Source organism: Aureispira sp. CCB-E, from assembly GCF_031326345.1.
In the GTDB taxonomy this organism is placed as follows: Bacteria; Bacteroidota; Bacteroidia; order Chitinophagales; family Saprospiraceae; genus Aureispira.
In genome coordinates, this window is the sequence record NZ_CP133671.1 from 2,340,602 (window position 1) to 2,359,929 (window position 19,328).

At 34.0% G+C, this 19,328-nt stretch carries 11 protein-coding genes and 3 tRNA genes; 11 read left to right on the forward strand and 3 right to left on the reverse strand.

Annotated features, from left to right (window positions below; translation table 11 throughout):
- Nucleotides 1-165 precede the first annotated feature (165 nt).
- Nucleotides 166-1,101 carry a hydrogen peroxide-inducible genes activator gene (locus QP953_RS08950; protein ID WP_052592598.1) on the reverse strand — a complete coding sequence of 312 codons (936 nt, stop codon included), beginning with the start codon at nt 1,099-1,101 and terminating at the stop codon, nt 166-168.
- 972 nt (nt 1,102-2,073) lie between these two features.
- Nucleotides 2,074-2,583: a TlpA disulfide reductase family protein gene (locus QP953_RS08955; RefSeq protein WP_052592601.1), complete on the reverse strand. Its 510-nt coding sequence runs from the start codon at nt 2,581-2,583 to the stop codon at nt 2,074-2,076.
- A gap of 594 nt (nt 2,584-3,177) precedes the next feature.
- On the opposite strand from QP953_RS08955, the gene QP953_RS08960 reads away from it, so the two are divergent.
- On the forward strand, nt 3,178-4,845 hold the full coding sequence (locus tag QP953_RS08960) for a DUF6029 family protein (RefSeq protein ID WP_309554692.1): 1,668 nt from the start codon (nt 3,178-3,180) through the stop codon (nt 4,843-4,845).
- A 279-nt stretch (nt 4,846-5,124) separates the two neighbouring features.
- The gene (locus QP953_RS08965) at nt 5,125-6,405 is read left to right on the forward strand and encodes a cellulase family glycosylhydrolase (protein WP_309554693.1); all 1,281 of its coding nucleotides are present in this window, start codon (nt 5,125-5,127) and stop codon (nt 6,403-6,405) included.
- Between the two features lie 120 nt (nt 6,406-6,525).
- On the opposite strand, the gene QP953_RS08970 is transcribed toward QP953_RS08965, so the two are convergent.
- Nucleotides 6,526-7,701 carry a M20 family metallopeptidase gene (locus tag QP953_RS08970; protein ID WP_309554694.1) on the reverse strand — a complete coding sequence of 392 codons (1,176 nt, stop codon included), beginning with the start codon at nt 7,699-7,701 and terminating at the stop codon, nt 6,526-6,528.
- 140 nt (nt 7,702-7,841) lie between these two features.
- Between QP953_RS08970 and QP953_RS08975 the strand changes: the two genes are divergently transcribed.
- The 9 genes from QP953_RS08975 (at nt 7,842) to QP953_RS09015 (ending at nt 19,324) form a co-directional block, all read left to right on the forward strand.
- Nucleotides 7,842-7,933, forward strand: a tRNA-Ser gene (locus QP953_RS08975).
- A 41-nt stretch (nt 7,934-7,974) separates the two neighbouring features.
- Nucleotides 7,975-8,049, forward strand: a tRNA-Pro gene (locus tag QP953_RS08980).
- Nucleotides 8,050-8,155: 106 nt separating this feature from the next.
- A tRNA-Pro gene (locus tag QP953_RS08985) sits at nt 8,156-8,233 on the forward strand.
- Between the two features lie 381 nt (nt 8,234-8,614).
- Entirely contained in the window at nt 8,615-8,932 is a 318-nt protein-coding gene (locus QP953_RS08990) for a phage integrase N-terminal SAM-like domain-containing protein (protein ID WP_309554695.1), read from the forward strand.
- A gap of 225 nt (nt 8,933-9,157) precedes the next feature.
- Complete coding sequence (locus tag QP953_RS08995) at nt 9,158-10,147, forward strand: DUF4268 domain-containing protein (protein WP_309554696.1); 990 nt, start codon at nt 9,158-9,160, stop codon at nt 10,145-10,147.
- 582 nt (nt 10,148-10,729) lie between these two features.
- Nucleotides 10,730-11,641: a PGN_0703 family putative restriction endonuclease gene (locus QP953_RS09000; protein ID WP_309554697.1), complete on the forward strand. Its 912-nt coding sequence runs from the start codon at nt 10,730-10,732 to the stop codon at nt 11,639-11,641.
- A 71-nt stretch (nt 11,642-11,712) separates the two neighbouring features.
- Entirely contained in the window at nt 11,713-14,601 is a 2,889-nt protein-coding gene (locus QP953_RS09005) for a helicase-related protein (protein ID WP_309554699.1), read from the forward strand.
- Nucleotides 14,602-14,618: 17 nt separating this feature from the next.
- Nucleotides 14,619-17,933, forward strand: coding sequence for an AAA domain-containing protein (locus QP953_RS09010; RefSeq protein WP_309554700.1), 3,315 nt, complete (start codon nt 14,619-14,621; stop codon nt 17,931-17,933).
- Complete coding sequence (locus QP953_RS09015; protein ID WP_309554701.1) at nt 17,933-19,324, forward strand: hypothetical protein; 1,392 nt, start codon at nt 17,933-17,935, stop codon at nt 19,322-19,324. Before QP953_RS09010 ends, QP953_RS09015 begins: the two co-directional genes overlap by 1 nt.
- Nucleotides 19,325-19,328 lie beyond the last annotated feature (4 nt).

The following is a 19,328-nucleotide window of genomic DNA, read 5'->3' on the forward strand; positions in this document are numbered from 1 at the left end:
AGGACAAATATACTATACGAAATTTAGAATTCGCAATTCAAAGAATAGAATAAATTGTGAAACTTATTTTAAAATATGCTTAAGCGTACGATTCGACTTTCAAGAAATATTTGGAGTGTTTTTATTTCGTTGTTTAATTTGTGCTGAATAGATTGTGTATTAGCTTTATTTCCAGTCGATTATTTGACCTCTATTTTTTGATAACATATGGGTTGGAATGGTTGCAATAATTTGTTGTTCCAAAAGTTCTAAGAGCTTTATCTTAGCATAATTACGAATGTAAACCAAGCTAACTTCTCTAAGAGGAACAGGGGCTTGAAGCGATCGTACATTTTGACCACTGTTAAGAGTGGCGAGTTCAGGTAAAAGTGTAAAGCCGCCTTCTTTATCAACCAAGCGTTGCAGAGCTTCTAAAGAACCACCTTCGTACTGAAAAGGTAAGTTGTTATTAAAACCTCCTTGTTGTTGCAACGCACACAAATTGACAACTTGATTCCTAAAACAATGCCCTTGGCTGAGCATCCACATATTTCCTTTGTTTAATAGGCTAGGAGCGATGCGTCCATTTTTAGAAAAATGATGTTCTGGATGAACATACAACTGAATTTCTTCATAAAATAGTGGTCGTTCTTTGATCGCATCTTCTTTGAGTGGCGTAATCATTAGACCAACATCCAATAAATCATTTTGCAAGTCTTCTATAATCTGTTTACTTGTTCGTTCTTTTATTAATAAGTTGATCTTGGGATATTTTCTAGTAAAATTTCCAACAAAAAAGGGGAGTAAATAAGGAGCAATCGTAGGCAATACACCAATACGTAATTGTCCCGAAATGTCATTTTGAAAATCAGCAATAATTTGCTCTAGTCGCTGATGTTCTCTTAGTACAACTCGTGCTTGTTGAATAATTTTTTCTCCAATATCGGTAGGAAGGATGGGTTGTTTACTACGGTCAAATATTAAGACCCCCAATAATTCTTCAGCCTTTTTTATTTGGGCACTTAAGGTAGGTTGTGTAACGAAACATTTTTTCGCAGCAAGCCCAAAGTGGCGCTCTCGGTCAACCGCAACAATATATTCTAGCTGTGTTATCGTAGGCATTGTATCGTTCTTATTTGCACTTGTTTAAATTAATATAAGTAAGTGGACAGAAAAAAGTATAGTTAAAAATGTAATTGTTTTTAGTGCTGTTCAAAGAAAAAAATTGAAGTTTTAGCGGGCTAAAACGAGATTTTTTGATGAAGAACAGTGCAAAAAGAATTCTATTTTGCCTATAAATTTTTATGAACGATTACTTAGTTTCAATAGTTTGTTAGTCATTTTATGAACACTTATTTTTTGTATTGCTCTAAAGGTGTATTGGAAATCCAAAAAGTTATCAATCAATCAGATTTAGTACACTTGCAATAGATGAAATTGCCCAAAGAATATCTTTAAAGCATGATAAGTGCCATCGACGGATAGTGAGCAAACTATTATTGTTTCACAGTCTTTAGATTTTCAAAAATCGCTGTTTCTAAACAAAAAATTTTAAGTAAAGAAGAACAAATAAGATATCGAAAATGACAGTAAAATTTTTGAATTCCTTTTGGACTAAAGTCATGAAGTTAATCAACGAACAATAGCGACGCCCCTCCCCAAAAACTAGGCTAAGCAAGGAAAAAAAACAATTTGGCAAATTTTCTAAACAACTGTTAATATCATTTTAACCGTAGATCTAATTTCCTGTTCAATGATTATGGAAATAAATTGAAAAAAAGTACAAAAAGATGAGAATGAGGACCTATACTAGGTTCAAATAATCTTATTTTTTCAAAATGGTAAAGAAGGGATAGTAAGTGCTGAGAGGGAAAAAACAAAAAACCATTAAGAAATCATTTGTTTCTTAATGGTTTAAACTATCATTACTGCGTTGAAATCACGAAGTACCAGTGAACCGAGCTATGCGAGCTCACGACCGTAGGGAGTAACAAAGCTAACTAAAAGCACAGCGCTCACGAAGTACCACGTAGTAGCAGCGAAGCTAATCAACGGAGTATTAAACTATAAAATAACTGCTTAAAAAAGCAAGGGTTATTCTGCTATTTTGGCAATTTGCTCTTCTAACTCTTCTTCATCGCCAGGCTTGTATCCTGTGTGCATGTATACAATATGTCCATTTTCGTCCAATAATAACGTATAAGGACAAGAATTGAATCCTAGAGCTTGATAAGCGCTGTTATCAGGATTACAAAGAATATCATATTCCCAACCTTTAGTATCTACAACACCTTTTACTTTAGGCTTAGTACGTGAGTTGTCCATACTTACAGCAATAAATTCAATATCATAATCATCTTTCCAAGCTTCCAAATAGTCATTATTAATATTATCTAATTCTTCTTTACAAGGCTTGCACCATGTAGCCCAGAAATTAACGACTGTAATCTTTCCTTTTTTAGCAACATAATCTTTTAATTTAACTTTCTGACCACTCATAGTTTCCATCGTTAAAGATGCAGGCAAACTTTTTTGAGCAAAGGTAGAAGTTGAAGCAACTAATAACAATAGTAAGCTAGCTAGTAAGAATTTTGAAAATTTCATAATTTAAGATATTGTTTGTAGTAAGAGTATTTATGAATTAATAACAGTAGCTCTTAATTCAATTGCTGTGCCAAGTTAAGAAATAAAATTAAATTCTTTGTTCTTTAGTTATTGAAGAATGAAAATATCTTCATATTTTGAATTGCACAAGTTTTATTTTTAAGTATGTAATTTTTAGAAAAGCTTGATTCCTTATGCCTATTTTTGCAAAAGAGATAAGAAAATCACTTACCTTGTATCTCGCTAGATGGAAATCTATCATCCATATTATCTTTTTAAATTTTGGACTAAAAAAAATACCATGTTGTCTACATAACATATCGAGAAGCCAAGAACCACTCCACAATAATCCATCAAAAAAATATCAGATGCTTCGTTGTGTTTATCAAAATTGTCATTAGTACAATTAAAGGACTACTAAGTTTTGAGAAATAGTTTTAAAATCCAATTGACAAAGAAATAATGGATTTTGTAAAATGAAAAATAACCTAATAACAACCAATATTAACCGTATTATCCTTTACCAAACTAATCTCTTGGTGCCAACACTGGTATCTGAAGAGGTATAGTACCAAAATGCAAAAATTTCAAATTATGAGGCTTAGAATGATTCAAATGGGGCTATTAATGCTTTGTTTTTTTATAAACAAGGTCAATGCTCAAAATGATGGTAATCAAAATAAATTTGGAACACTAACAGGTGATTTTGAAACTCAGAACAGTTTTTTTATAAGAGATTCTATTATTGGTGCAGCCAATACACCACAATATGATCGACAAAAATTCGGAACCAATAACTGGCTTACATTAAATTATAATGTTATGGGATTTGATATTGGAATTCGATTTGATGCTTACTATAATTCTAACCTAATCGATCCACTGGATTCGTATTCTGCGTTGGGTTTGGGGCGTTGGCATATTCGAAAAGAAATCTTTGGTTTGGACATTACAGCAGGGTATTTTTATGACCAAATTGGTAATGGAACCATCTTTAGAGCTTACAACGAGCGTTATTTGCCGATTGACAACGCTTTGGTAGGTGCCCGTTTGATCTATAAAATTAATGATAATTGGCAAGCCAAGGCATTTGTTGGGCAGCAAAAGAAAGTAGAAAAACAACTCAACTTATTTGAGAATTATCAACCTATTATAGCTGGAGCTGCTATAGATGGCTATATTCCAATCGGAAAAGAAGATAACCAAGTGATTTTAACACCTGGGGCAGGCGCAGTTCGTCGTACATTGGACGATGCTAGCATGAATCAAATTGCAACAGATATTAGCTCGTATGCATCAGAGGATGTTTTTGTACCTAAGTATACGACATATGCTTTTTCAGTGTACAATAATTTAACTTGGAAAGGTTTTAATTGGTACATAGAAGGAGCTTACAAAACAGCAGAGGCCGTAAATGCATTGAACCCCAAGGGGATTTTAGAAAATAAGGATGGTACTAATATTTTTACTACCTTATCTTACTCCATGAAAGGATTCTCTATTTTAGGGCAATACAAACGTACGGATCATTTTATTTTCCGTACTTCGCCGCTACAAACTTTGAACCGTGGTTTAATTGCTTTCTTGCCTCCAATGGCTCGCCAAAATACTTACCGCCTTTCTTCTCGTTACAATGCTGCGACACAAGATGTGGGAGAACAAGCAGGGCAATTGGATGTTACTGTTGTTCCAATTCCTAAGAAATTGACCTTGAATCTAAATTTATCCAACATATATACTTTGGAACCGATTGAGGGCAAAACGGGAGATGAAGCTTACTTGTTGTATCGTGAGGTGAACTTAAATGGTTTGATTAAGCTAAATAAGAAAATGAAACTAATTGCTGGCTTCCAGTTTCAACAGTATAATCAAGAGCGTTACGAACAAAAGCCAGGTGTCCCAATTGTTACTACTTATGTACCTTATGCAGAATTTAGAATGCGCATGAAAAAACGTAAATCTTTGCGTGTGGAATTGTCTTATATGCATACAGAAGAAGATTATGGTTCTTGGGCGTTCGCTTTGTTTGAATTTAATGTAAAAGATTTCTCATTTTGGGCATCTGCTATGATTAACACGGTACCGAAGAAATATGATAATATAGAAGTGTTTTATGAATTTGGAGCTAACTATACACACAAGAGCAACAAATTTGAGTTAGGCTACAAGCGCCAAGTAGAGGGGATTGTTTGTACAGGAGGTGTTTGCCGTTATCAACCTGCATTTAATGGTGTTCAACTTAATGTAGTATCTTCTTTCTAAAAGTAGTTCAACATTGATGCTTTTTATTTATAAACGCTTATTTATAGCGCATTAAAACTCAAAAATAGTAATGGAAGGGGTGAGTAGGTTAATCTAATCTATTCACTCTTTTTATTTAGACCAAGACAACAAGAATAAAAGAAAGCAAACAGTACTTTTATGTCAAATTTAATTATATTTAAAGTCCTCATTGTATAGTAATACTCAATAATATATTAAGTAGCCTCTATTTTACATAGGTTGTATTATTAATTGAAATCACATTAAAACTATTTTAAAATGAGAACGGCTTTACTTTTACTTATCGTATCACTTTTTGCATTTCACTCTTCGGCACAAACAGCCGTGCAATATCATGGAGCATTGTCTGTTGTTGGATCTCAAATTGTCAATCAGCATGGTCAAGCGGTTAGCTTTGCAGGAGCAAGTCTATTTTGGAGCAATAATAATTGGGGGGGAGAGGCATTTTATAATGCTTCAACAGTTAATTGGCTAAAGGATGATTGGAATATTGAAATTGTCCGAGCGGCAATGGGAGTAGAGGATAGTGGAGGTTATATTAGCGATTCTACTAGTAACAAAGCAAAGGTAAAAACGGTTGTGAATGCAGCTATTAATGAAGGGGTGTATGTAATCATTGATTGGCATTCACATCATGCTGAAAATTATCAAACAGAGGCAATTGAATTTTTTGAAGAAATGGCAACTTTGTATGGGCAATATGATAACGTTATTTATGAAATTTATAACGAACCACTACAAGTATCTTGGGATAATGTAATCAAACCTTACGCAAATGCAGTCATTGCAGCAATAAGAGCAATTGATAGTACAAATTTAATTATTGTAGGAACACCTACTTGGTCGCAAGATGTAGACGTGGCGGCTATGAATCCCATAACTGGTTATGCAAACATCGCTTACACCTTACACTTTTATGCTGCGACACACGGACAATGGCTTCGAAATAAGGCAACAGCAGCATTGAATAATGGGATTGCTTTGATGGTAACAGAGTGGGGGACAGTTAGTGCCAATGGCAATGGAGCCGTAGATTCGGTCTCAACTGCAGATTGGATGAATTTTCTTTGTAACAATCATTTGAGTCATTGTAACTGGGCTGTGAATGACAAGGTAGAGGGGGCTTCTGCTTTGGTTAATGGAGCTAGTACATTAGGGAATTGGTCATCAAATGACTTAACCCCTTCGGGAACTTTGGTCAGAAAAATTGTTCAAGATTGGAATTTGAATTGCAACGATACAGTCATGCTTTCAACTTCTCCAATACCATCAACTGCTTCTGTACTATCGGTAGAACCTTTTCCTAACCCAGTTCGGGCGTCTAATTTGATGGAGTTGCGAATAAACAATTCAATGCCTCAAAGTATAGAAGTTCAATGGTGCACTAGTTGGGGAGCAATTCTCTCCAAGGAAGTACGACAGGTTTCTGAAGGAATTTCTAATCTGAAAATACATACTCCAACAGTTGCTGCAGGTATCTATTTTTTGATTATAGCAACAAAAGAGGGGAGGTCTGTCCAAAAAATATCTGTCCAATAACGAATAATCGCTAATACTTCGATTATAAAAATATAAAAAGCTTTTTTAGAATAGCAGTATCGTTAGCTACAATTCTAAAAGAGCTTTTCTTTTTGGGTAGATAGTTCTATTTGTTGTAACTTAGGTTTTATGTTGTGTCGCTAACCAAGCCATAAGCCCAACACCAACTTCCAAAGAACGTTCATCAATATCAAAATTGGGTGTGTGCAAGCCTGTACCATTAGGATTCTGAACACCTAAGCGATAAAAACAGGCTGGAATTTGCTGCGAGTAAAACGCAAAATCTTCACCTCCCATTCTTGCGGGCAAGTCAATGACATTCTCAGCACCTAAATAAGCCTCCATTTGCTGACGAGTGAGCTGCGTTAAGTGTTCATTGTTTTTTAGGAAAGGGTAACCTTTTAAGATTTCAAAATTACAAGTTCCCCCCATACTTTCACAAATCAATTGAGCAGACTTTCTCAATCGCTCATGAGCTGCCGCTCTCCAAGTTTCATCAAACGTTCGTAAGGTGCCTAAAATCTTTACTTCGTCAGGAATAATGTTGGTAGCACCACCTTCAGAGAAAATTTTGCCAAAAGTCAATACTGTAGGCATTAATGGGTCTGCATTTCGACTGACGAGTTGTTGTAGTTGGACAATTAATTGAGCTGCCATTAGAATGGTATCCACACATTGATGCGGTCGAGCTCCATGCCCGCCTTTGCCTCTGATAGTAACGTGGATTTCGTCGGCAGAAGCCATAAACAAACCTGCTTTGACCCCAATCTTTCCAACCTCTAAAAGTGGTTCTACGTGTTGTCCTAAGATAGCAGTAGGAGAAGGATTGTGCAGGACTCCTTCTTTAATCAAAACAGAAGCTCCTCCAGGTAATTGTTCCTCACCAGGTTGAAAAATTAGTTTGATGGTGCCTTCCCATTCTTCTTTTAGTTCTTGCAAAATCTGAGCAGCTCCCAACAAACAGGTTGTATGAACATCATGCCCACAGGCATGCATGATGCCATCGTGCTGAGATTTGTAATTAACAGCATTTATTTCTTGAATCGGAAGGGCATCCATGTCGGCTCTTAACGCAAGTGTTTTGGAACTTGGGTTTTTGCCTTTGATGATACCAATGACCCCTGTTGTTGCCATAATTTGAGTTTCAATTCCCCAAGCTTCTAATTTTTCTTTTACAAATTGACAAGTTTGGTATTCTTTGAACGACAATTCTGGATATTGGTGCAGGTGTCTACGGATAGAAATGTGTTGGTTTAAATATTTTTTTGCGAGTTGTTGAACTTTTTTTTTGAGCATCTGGTTATTACTATTGCTTGCTAATTAAAGGACTATGAAAAAATAGAATTACAAGGATAAATCTTTTTGAAGAAAAAGTGATTTTTTTTTCTTGAAAATTTTTGAATTCTAAATATTCGAACTATATTTGCATCGCACTTGGAGGGATGGGTGAGTGGCTGAAACCACCAGTTTGCTAAACTGACGTACTCTTAACGGGGTACCGCGGGTTCGAATCCCGCTCTCTCCGCCACTTTTGAACTGCTTTTTAGTTCAAAAAACTAAATTGATTATCGGGGTTTGGCGCAGTCCGGTTAGCGCACCTGCTTTGGGAGCAGGGGGCCGCAGGTTCGAATCCTGCAACCCCGACTTTATGCGTAGATTCTTAGGTCAAGAATTTACGCATTTTTTTTCAACAATTTAGTTTTATATACTGTTTGTCTTTTTTATTAATAAAGATAAAACATAATAATATCGGGGTTTGGCGCAGTCCGGTTAGCGCACCTGCTTTGGGAGCAGGGGGCCGCAGGTTCGAATCCTGCAACCCCGACCACTATCAATACTTGGCGTAAAATGTTATTAATCAACGTTTTACGCCTTTTTGTTTTGAGTGATTTGAGGTATGCAACTACCTCCTATGCACTTCAAAATTTAGCAAAAAAATTAGGAGACTTGGCAAGAGGTTTTTCGAGTAGAAAATGAATAAAAATATTCTTAAAAAAATCTTTTATCAGAAAAAGTCAAAAAGTGAGCGGACAGCTGCCCATTTTATTATAAAACTTTGATTTTCGTAATTATTACAAAGGATACTTCTTTGTAAATGAAAAGTGTCTAGCCCGTACAACTGTCCACAAAAGGCTCGAAAATGCCATTTAGAGGATATTTCTTGTCAGGGTTCAGGATAAATTATGAAAATCCTCAAAACCTAATTTATATGCGTTTATTAGAAGCATTAGAACTAGCCTTTGGAATTAAGGCACAAGAGTGTAGTCGTGAAACAATGTTGGACTACAGAAGTTACATTAATAATTTCAAATTTTATTGGGTGCTTTATGGCGATATCTACTTCCGCTTGGAAGATTTCAAAAAGAGACAAGCACTCCATTATCTAGATTTTCTATTACTAGAAAAAAAACATGAAGCCATCACTCAAAACAATAATTTGCGAGGGATGAAGGTTATTTTTAATGTCCTGACCGAACGAGAGTATATTTCTGACAATCCTTTTGTTGGAATTAAACTTCTCTCATAAAACCTTATATTTTATGAAAATGCATATGGAAAGCCAATAATTCTATCAGAAAAAGGAGGAAACATCAAACTTGAGAAAATAGAAGATTTTAATGAAGTTTTCATACAGGATTTAATCTTTCAAAATCCTGATTGTCTACCTATTAGAGATATTGACGAGTCTTATAATCCTGTAATCCCAATATGTATTGAGTTAAATACACCTGTAGGTCCTCTTGATATCCTGATGATAACACCTAATGGAGAGATTGCTATTGTTGAAACAAAATTATGGCGAAATTCAGAAGCTAGGAGAGCCGTCATTGCTCAAATATTAGATTATGCAAAAGAGTTAGCCAATTGGACTTATGATGATTTACAGAGAGAAATTAATCGAAAGCTCAAGAAAAAAGGAAATACTCTTTATAAAATGGCGAAGGAGATCCATCCAGATTTAATTCCCAATGAATCTGATTTTGTTGATTCAGTTAGCCGTAATTTATCAAGAGGGAAATTTCTTTTGTTGATTGCTGGAGATGGAATTCGAGAAGGAGCTTATAGTATTGCTGAATTCTTGACAAATGCAGGACACTTAAATTTTTCCTTTGCTATGGTTGAGTTAAATATTTTTAGTGCAGGAGAAATAGGAAAACTTGTTTTACCCAAAACGATTGTAAAGACAGTAGAGATACAGAAATTAACAGTAGAGATACCTGATGGATTAGTTATTTCAAACGTCAATGTTGAAGATCTTAGTAATAGTTCCAATGACAAACAACTCTCCCCTGAGAAAAGTAAAGAAAGGCAGTTCTATCCAAACTTCTGGACTGAATTGAGTCGGGAATTAACATTTGATGATCCTGGTCAACCTCTTCCCAATCCAGCCCAAGCCCAAAATTTATTTCTATATCCTGGAAAAACTAAGAAAGCTTGGATTAGTGCTTACTTTATGAAAAGTAAAAAAAGAGTAGGGGTTTATTTTAGGACAGCTAGTGACAATGAAGGTAGAGAAATATTTAATTTTTTAGATGATTACAAAGATGAGATTAAAGAGGAATTGGGAGATGATATTATCTGGACTTGGGACGAATCTAATGATGTTGGTATAAGATTTTATTGTGAAGACGTTCTTGCTAAAAAAAATAGATATGATATAAAAGAGTTCTTCAAAGAACAACTGAATCAATTTGTTAATGTGTTTCGTCCTAGGTTGAAGAAGTTTGAATCTGATAAATAGTTATATTTCTCTCATCTTAGCATAATTCTCTTTATCTATTAGTAGCTAGGACCAATGTTTTGAAGAATTATAGTGAGTAGTTTTTGAAGAATCTAAGAGGTTAGACATAAGATACTTTATTAATATTTGAATAGGATTTCTTATTTGAATTTTATGATATCAGCATAAATTATTATATTTTTCATATCATAGTAGTAGTTAGCTACGCTGCTACTTCGTGGTCGTTGATTAGTTCGCTACGCTCATGAGGTCGCAAGCTTAGTTACCTCTGGTGCTACTTCGTAGTAGTTCGCTACGCTCATGACCTTTGGCTTTTGTGCTACTAGCACAAGCCCACTCGGCAAGCTTAGTTACCAAAAAGATAAAAAAGCACATTTATATTAGTTTACTTCGTGAGCGCTGCGCTTTTAGTTAGCTACGCTGCTACTACGTGGTATTGCATGAGTGCTTCGCAGTTGATAATTAAGATTTTAACACAAAATGCAATGAAATTACAATTTGTTGATTATTAACTTAATAAAGTTTACTTCGTGAGCATTGCTAACTATTGATCATAGGATTACCCAACTTTATAGAAACACGATGAGACCTTCTAAAAAAACTCTTGAAAAGCACAATGCTTTTTACAAACCTGATAGTGATTATGCCTCTTTTGCTCGGTTATTACAATGCAAATGGAGAGAAAAACAAAACTATCCTATCCAAGAAGGTAAGTTAGGTAACTTCCTGCCTATTGATTTTGCCAAATCCCAAAAAGTTAATTTTCTAACAGATAGAATCAAGGCTTTAGCTCAATATGAAGTCTATAACATCTGTGCTCAAGGAGGTCTGATTGGAGAACCTCGTCTCTGGAATAATCTACTTTCCTCTCAGCCCCTATGCTTTAATCTATTTGGTGAACTGCATTTTGATTTAGAATTAGCAAGCAAATTCTTTCGAGAGTTTTTTCCTGAACGAATAAAAGAAGTAACTGCTGTTAAGTTTGAATATTCTCCAGGAAGAGGAGCTGCCAAATACACAGGAGATTATAGTGCCTTTGATGCTTTTATTGAGTATTTGAATTTGAAAGGTGAAAAATCTTTTATTGGTATAGAAGTCAAATATGCAGAAGACTTAAAGGATGATAAGAAAAAGGCTGCTGCTACTTATGAGAAACATAAAGATAGATACACAGAATTATCCTTAAATAGCGAATTATTTCCCAAGGACTCGATAAAAAAACTTCAAGAATTACCTCTCCAACAAGTATGGAGAGATCACCTTTTATCAATTGCTACCCAAGCTGACTACGAAGATGGTTTCTTCATTTATTTATTCCCGTCCCAAAATCAAGAATGTCAAGATGCTGTAGATAATTATGTATCTTGTCTGATTTCAGAGGATAAAAATCGTACTGGTTTTTATCCCTGTCATTTGGAATCTTTTATTAAAGTGTTGAGAAAATTGGTCAAGAAACAATGGACTCGAGAACTAACTGAAAGATATCTAGGATAATAGAGTTACAAGAATGTGTTTTTATGTAATTCGAATAATACGTCTATAAAGCTATAAAACGGAATTTAATAATGGAAAATATCTATGTTCCAGGAGTAAGAATAACTGTAAGAGAAGAGGATTTTATTATAAATAATGTCAAGAATAATCTTGATGATACTTTTGTGCTTGAGGTAGAAGGTCTTAGCGAACTCGTAAAGGGCAAGAAGTTTATCTTTGATACCAATATTGATAAAGATATTCGAGTAATAAATCCAATCAATACCAAATTTATTGGTGATGAAGATGATGGTTATCGGAAAACAAAGCTTTTCCTTGAGACTCAACTAAGGAATAGCACTGGATATAGTAAAAAGATTACGATTGCTCATAAAGCAGCATTTGATACAGCCCAATACCAATTTGAGCCAACTATCAAAGCGTTTCAGCTACCTAGACCAAGGATGCTAATTGCAGATGCAGTAGGCTTGGGTAAAACTGTGGAGGTTGGAATTTTTCTTGCTGAGATGATAAAAAGAGGAAAAGGAAAAAGAATTATGGTTCTTGCCTTGAAGTCTATCCTGGGACAATTTCAACAAGAGATTTGGAATAGGTTTTCTATTCCCTTAGTAAGATTAGATTCTCATGGTATTGCAAAAATCAAAACAGAGCTACCTGCTAATAAGAATCCATTTGAATATTATGATAAAACAATTATTTCTATTGATACTCTAAAGAATAATGCAAAATTCAGGCATTATATTGAAAAATCGAGATGGGATATAATTGTAATCGATGAATGTCATACCGTAGCTAATTCTACTAGTCAAAGAGGTGATTTAGCCCAATTTTTAGCAACTCGCTGCGAATCTTTAGTATTGACTTCAGCTACTCCTCACAATGGTAAGAAAGAGACTTTTGCCAATCTCATTAAGATGATTGAACCCATTGCGGTTGCTCAGGATGGAGAATATAGCAAGGAGGATGTATTCCCATATTATGTTCGTAGATTCAAGCAACATATAATGGATACTAAGATACGAGCTAACTTTCAGGAAAGATCTATTGTGCCTCTTCACGCAAATCTCAATGCAGATGAGGAAGAATTCTTGGAAATATTACAAAAAATTAAGTTTACGGCTCTTTCTGAAGAAACTAATGAACCTCGAAGTACAGACCTGTTTGGTAAGAAATTAGCGAAAAAGAAAAAACGAGATTTACTCTTTGCTATTAGTTTATTTAAATCTTATATGTCTTCTCCTTTGGCTGCACTCAAAAGTATAGAACGAAGAATACAGAAGATTGAAAAGCTGGAAGAACTCTCTGATAGTGTTGAAAGTAATAAGAAATTTCTGGAGCGACTTAAAGATATCTTAAACAAGATTCTTGATCAAAAAACAGATTCTAAGTACAATGCCTTCAAAAAACAACTTAAAGAGCTGAGGTGGTCTGGCAAGAAGAAGGATGATAGATTAGTTGTCTTTACTGAAAGAATTGAGACCATTCGCTACTTGAAGGAGAGCTTACAAAGAGACTTTAATGTTGCTGCTGAGGTGATTACTGAATTTCATGGAGGATTAAGTGATATAGATCAACAGCTTTTGATAGAAGATTTTGGAAAGGAAGATTCAAAAATAAGATTGTTTATTACTTCGGATGCTGGTTCTCAGGGAGTAAATCTACACTACTTCTGTAATCATATGTTTAACTATGATATTCCTTGGTCTTTAATCACCTTGGAACAGAGAAATGGTCGTATTGATCGTTATGGTCAAGAAAAAACACCTTATATCTTTTACCTTATTGCCGTATCTGATACAGAGGGTCTAAAAACAGATCTACACATTATTGAAAACCTTACTAAGAAAGAAGATGAAGTGTATAAATCATTGGGGGATGTAGGCTCTGTAATGCAACTCTATGATGCCAAAAAAGAAAATGAGAAAGTAGAAGAGGCTATTATAAAAAAAGACGAAAATTTCTTAGAAGAAGAATTTAGTTTTGATGCTATGTTTGGCGAAGAAACAGATGTAACAGAAAGTATCATTCCTGAAAATGAAAATCCTATTCAAGAAGAATTCTCTTTGTATAAAAATGATTCCGCCTATTATCATGATTTGGTAGAACAGCTGAAAACAGATGATTTGATTAAGGATAATGATGCTGTTTTTGAAGATGAGTTTTATCTGGAAGTCAAAAATAACAAAGAGCTGAAAAGAGTACTATTTGATTTACCTAAAGAGGCACGACCTGCTCTTAATGACATTTACAGATTGACATTAAGTAAATTGACTGTTCAAGAAGCTATAAAAGATGCTCGTAAACAAAAAGGAGAATGGGCTAAGTTCCAAATGCTGTATGATTTGCACCCTATTGCAAAGTATTATATGACTAAACTGGAAGCGAGTATTGATAAGTCAGTAGCTCTTGCTGCAAAGTTAAGTTTTCTCCCAACAAATACAGCTTGGTTTGTTATTCATGGACAAGTAGCGAATGATATAGGTCAATCTCTTATCTCTGAATTTTTTGTTTTACCAATAAAATTTAGTGGAGAGTTGTTTGAGAAACCGATTACTCTTACCTCATTTATCAAAGATTACTATACAGAAAAAACATGGATAACAAATGTTGTTGAGAAAGATGTATTGAAACATCTAGAGTCCTTACTTCCTGATGTTGTAGAAGCTGCCAATGAATGGTATATGAAGCAAAAACAGCAGCTGAAAGAAATTGAAATGGAAAACAATCTTAAAAGTTATAAAGATAAACTCAAAGAATGGACCGATGATTCTATTAACCAGCTAATTTTAGATTTTGGAGATAAATCTATGAGTGGATTTATGAGACAAAAGATGGAGGATAAAAAACAGTATATCGATTTAATCACAAAGACATCTAGCCAATACTTCAAAGATTTAACCTCCCTGAACAAAGATGCCTACTTACGAGTATTAGCAGTTTTTTATAATGACAATGAATAACCCTTAGTACCCTAAAAATGATGATTCTTAATAAATATCAGCTCCATAGTCAAATTCAGAATAGAGGTTACTCTGCAACTGCAATTGTAATTGATGAAGTAGAAGAGCTCTATTTTGCAAAATGGATTAAAGGGATTCCTAAAGATTCCCCCAGAAGTAAAGTGTTGTCAAGAAAATTGAGAACTCTCAAGAAAGCAAGTCATTCATCAACACCTAAAATCATAGAATATGGTTGGGATCTTAATGAAGGAGCCTATTGTATTATTTTTGAATACATTGAAGCTATTACATTAGAAGATAAATTATTTCATCTATCTCCAACTTATTTTCTTAAAGGATTAATACAGCTACTCGACTGTTTAAAAGAATTTAATCAAAAACATCGAATTTCTCATGGTGATATTACTCCTGCAAATATTCTAGTGGATGAAGATTTAAATTTTTACTTAATAGATTTTGGTTTATCAGATATATCTGCAACCCTTAGCCAAGAAGCAAGCCTTGAAATATTTGCAAGAGAATTTGCAGCACCAGAAAAATTAGATAGATCATTAAAAGCTTCTGGGTTCCCGTTTCAATCAGATGTGTTTTCTCTGGGAAGAGTTATAGAATGGTATTTCTCTGAAAAAGAATTGGATCAGTTTCAGAGCATCAATGATTTAGTTGATGCTACCTGCAAGAAGGTTCCTTCAGAACGATTAAAATTCAATATGATTTTGGATTTAATCCAAAAGATTGTTACTGAAACTTCATTTGATAATAAGAATATTATTCTTGTAGAGAAAGCTACGGATGATATAATCAGAGAATTAAATAGCAAGACATTTAGACCTTTATTTGATGTGAGTCCAAGCGATAAGGGAAATATTTTAATTCACATAATCACAGAATCTTTTTGCATAAGATGTTTATGGATATTGGATGAATTGTATTTGACTGTTTTAAATACTGCTCTCAAGGAAGAAGATGAAGAGAATTATATACGATCTAAAAAGAGAGCAACCTACTTGATGATTCCTGTTGATTTTGTTAAATACAATAGTCAGTATAGTTATAATAAGTTTAATCTTACACTTCTTCTCAAGAAAATTCGGCTTCAAAAACAGTATGAAGGAAGTTATAGTAAGGGGAAGAGAGAAATCTATAAAGAGTTGAAGTTTTTCAAAGATCTAATAGAAAAAGAGCTTGAGGTAATAGAAAAAAATGCTTTGAAACTTAAATATTCAAAATTTGATAAAAAAGGGAACCAAATATGGTTTACAATCGATATTGATGATAAGTATAGTCCTATTGGCTTTATATTTAATCATATTCGAAATTCTTTACCCCCAAATGAAGATGAATTTGAATATATAGTTAGTGCTACAGCAGATAAAAAACAAATGAAGAATCCATTGAGATTCTCAGGTATAGCATATGATTTTGATATAAAAAAACGAATCATCAAATTTAAAGATTGCGAACACTTAGATTTTGATAAAATCCCTGCTAGAGGTTATATTTTTGAGAATACTGCAAAGCAAGAACAAGAGAAGAAAAGACAAAAAGAGGCTATAAGAAAGGTTGAATACGATGAGGTGGAAAATAGAGATTTAATTTATTATTTGTTTAACCCTAATGATATCGATGTGGAACCTGTCCGAGATTATGAGCTAGAACATATCTATCAGACAGATGATAAGGGGAAGTCTTTTGAGTATAGCCCGAATCAAACAATGGCAATCCTAAATGCATTACACTTAGATCCTCTATCTATAATTCAAGGACCTCCAGGGACAGGGAAAACAACTGTTATCACAGAAATTGTTTTTCAAATTTTGCATAATAATCCCGATGCGAAAATATTAATCACCTCTCAAACCAATGATGCGGTTGATAATGTATTAGATAATCTCTTGGAAAAAGACATTCCTATTCTTCGACTTAGTGGTTTTCGTAAACCTAAACAAAGTTTGAGAAAACATACTCTTGAACGTAAAATTGAAGGTTGGAAACAGGAGGTAAGAAAGAAGGCTCAAGCAAAATGGAAACCTATCAAAGAGGCTTTTGAGAAGGAAGTAGAAAAAGATAATATTATTCTGAGTAGAATACTAGAAATAATTTCCTCTAACAAAAAATGGAATGAAAAAAAACAGCAAATTGATAACCTCATTGCTAAATTCAATTTCAATGATTTAGAAGATGCTTTAGTTTCAGAGACTGTATTCATGGAAGCTCTTTCTAAAATGTCCAAAGCTGACTTTAAAGGCTTTTTTGAAAAACAAAAACTGCATAATGATTGGTTAGCTACAATTAGCTCCTTAGATGAGAATAGTAAGTTAAATCAAAAATTGATTGATACCATTCGAGTGATTGGAGCGACTACTAACCACATTGCCTCTAAAAAATATCAAAAATATAACTTTGAATTTGACTATGTCATCATGGATGAGAGTGGCAAAGCAACCACAGCAGAATCATTAATACCATTAGTAATGGCAAATAAGGCTGTGTTAGTTGGGGATCATCGTCAATTAAGACCAATGCTAACTGCAAATAGAGAAGTAGAAAAATGGTTGAGGTCTAAGCACAATGAAGAATTTGATAGTTTTGATGATTATTTTAACCGTCCAAGCCTCTTCGAGCAAATCATTACACAAATAGATTCTGATTACAAGAGCCAATTAGAGGTCTGTAGAAGATGTTCTGAAGACCAAGTGAAATTAATTTCACAAAGTTTCTATGAACCCTATAGTGACGAGCCTATTCAGTATGTTGCTCGACATGAATCAAAAGAGCATAATCTTGATTTAAAGGTGGATAGCTCAATTATTTTTCTTGATATTGGAAATTCTATTAAGAGTCAAAAAGATGGAAGTGGTTCCTCATATAATCAAGAAAGTGCTAATCTCATTCCTCAACTAATTAAAAAACTAGATCAGCAAGAACAAGTCAAAGGGTATTCTATTGGTGTAATAACGGGTTATACTGCACAAATGAAGAAAATTAGGAAAGCTATTCAATCTGAAATTCAGCCAAATAAATTGAAGCATATTAAACTTTACGAACAGGTTGTTTCTTCAGTAGTAGATAGATTCCAAGGCTTAGAAAAGGATATAATTATCTTTGATTTGGTAAGAAGCCGAGAAAATACCCTAGGTTTTTTAGCTAATGCAAATCGTGTAAATGTGGCTCTGTCGAGACAAAAGAGATTGATTATTATTATTGGTAATTATGATTGGATAGTGCAAGCCAAAGCTCCTAATGATAATGAGGATATCCCTGCTCTTCAACGATATCTAAGAGCTATAAATAGAAAATGGATTGTAAAAAGCATTGAACAAATATTCTAATGGATATAAAAGAAATACATAAGAAACTGGAGAAACAATGCCCTCCTGGTTATAAGGTGAACGAAATTATTTTGTTTGCTTATCCTTATCGTCGTGTCATTGTTCCTGCTACAGTTAATAAAACCCCAGAAAAATCAATCCAACAAGTCTATTCAGTTCTTATTAGAGCGATTAAAATGGGATATGATACAGATGAGGAGTTAAGAGGTTTTCTTGGCTTGAATGAAGATGACTTTATTATACAGGAATTGTACTTCTTACGTGAAAGAGGTTATATCGATTTGATATCTGGGCAATGGCTAGTTACAGAAGAAGGTAACAAGTTTATTGAAGACAATAGTATTCTTAAGGTTCTTCAGGAAGAAGACTTTGAGTTTTTGATTGATGCTGTAATGGATAAGGCACTTGCAAAAGACTTCAATGTTTATTCAGATAAAAGAAATGAGAATAAAATTAATGAAGAAATAGATTATCCAATTAAAGATGAATTACTACTTCATAATAAGCATGAAGAGTTAGCAGATATATACAAATATCAACATAAGGGGAAAGCCTATCTAGTTGATTACAATCAGAAAAGTATCAAATTTGATCAAAAGATGTATCATGATTATTATTTGATAGAATATATCCCTACCAAAGAAAAGGAAGGTGATTTTGAGCCTCGAATTGAAGTAAGAAATGCTGATAAGCATTATACCATCAATAAACGTTTAACTTCAGTTCTTGGGCAGCGTTATCCAGGAATTCTATATGATCTTAGTAGCTCTGAGAGAGTTAGTATTGCTAATTTAAGAGAGAAAGAAGATTATCAACTGGTTAGTGAATTCGTTAATACTTCAAAGTCTGAATCTACTGTTTCAGATACTAGAACATTATCAATTTGGGAAACTCAAGCCCAATTTGAAGAAGCATTAAGAACAGTCAAAAAGAAAATTTTAATTGAAAGCCCCTGGATTAAACGAGCCACTTTAAAGTACATCCATCTTTTCAAAAATGCATTAGAGAGAGGAGCTGAAATCATTATTCTCTATGGAATAGAAGGAAATGATGAGCATCATCGCAAAGCAGAAAAAGAAGTTGAGAACCTTGATAGAAATAATAGTAACTTTCATCTAGTCCATCTCCCAACTCATTTTGAAGAGCAAGGAAACTACAATATGACTGGAACCCATCGAAAATTGATTATTAAAGACAATGATTACTATATCCAAGGAAGCTTTAATTTCCTTTCCTTCAATAAAGAAGAGGGGCAAAAAGTAGCGAACGAGGAAAGCATCATGATTTCGAAGAATGTAGCGAAGAAGTGGGATGACGTATTTCGAGGTTATGATATAGACCAACAGATTATTGGCAGATTTAACAAAGCAAACAAGACGCATAAAAAATAATAGA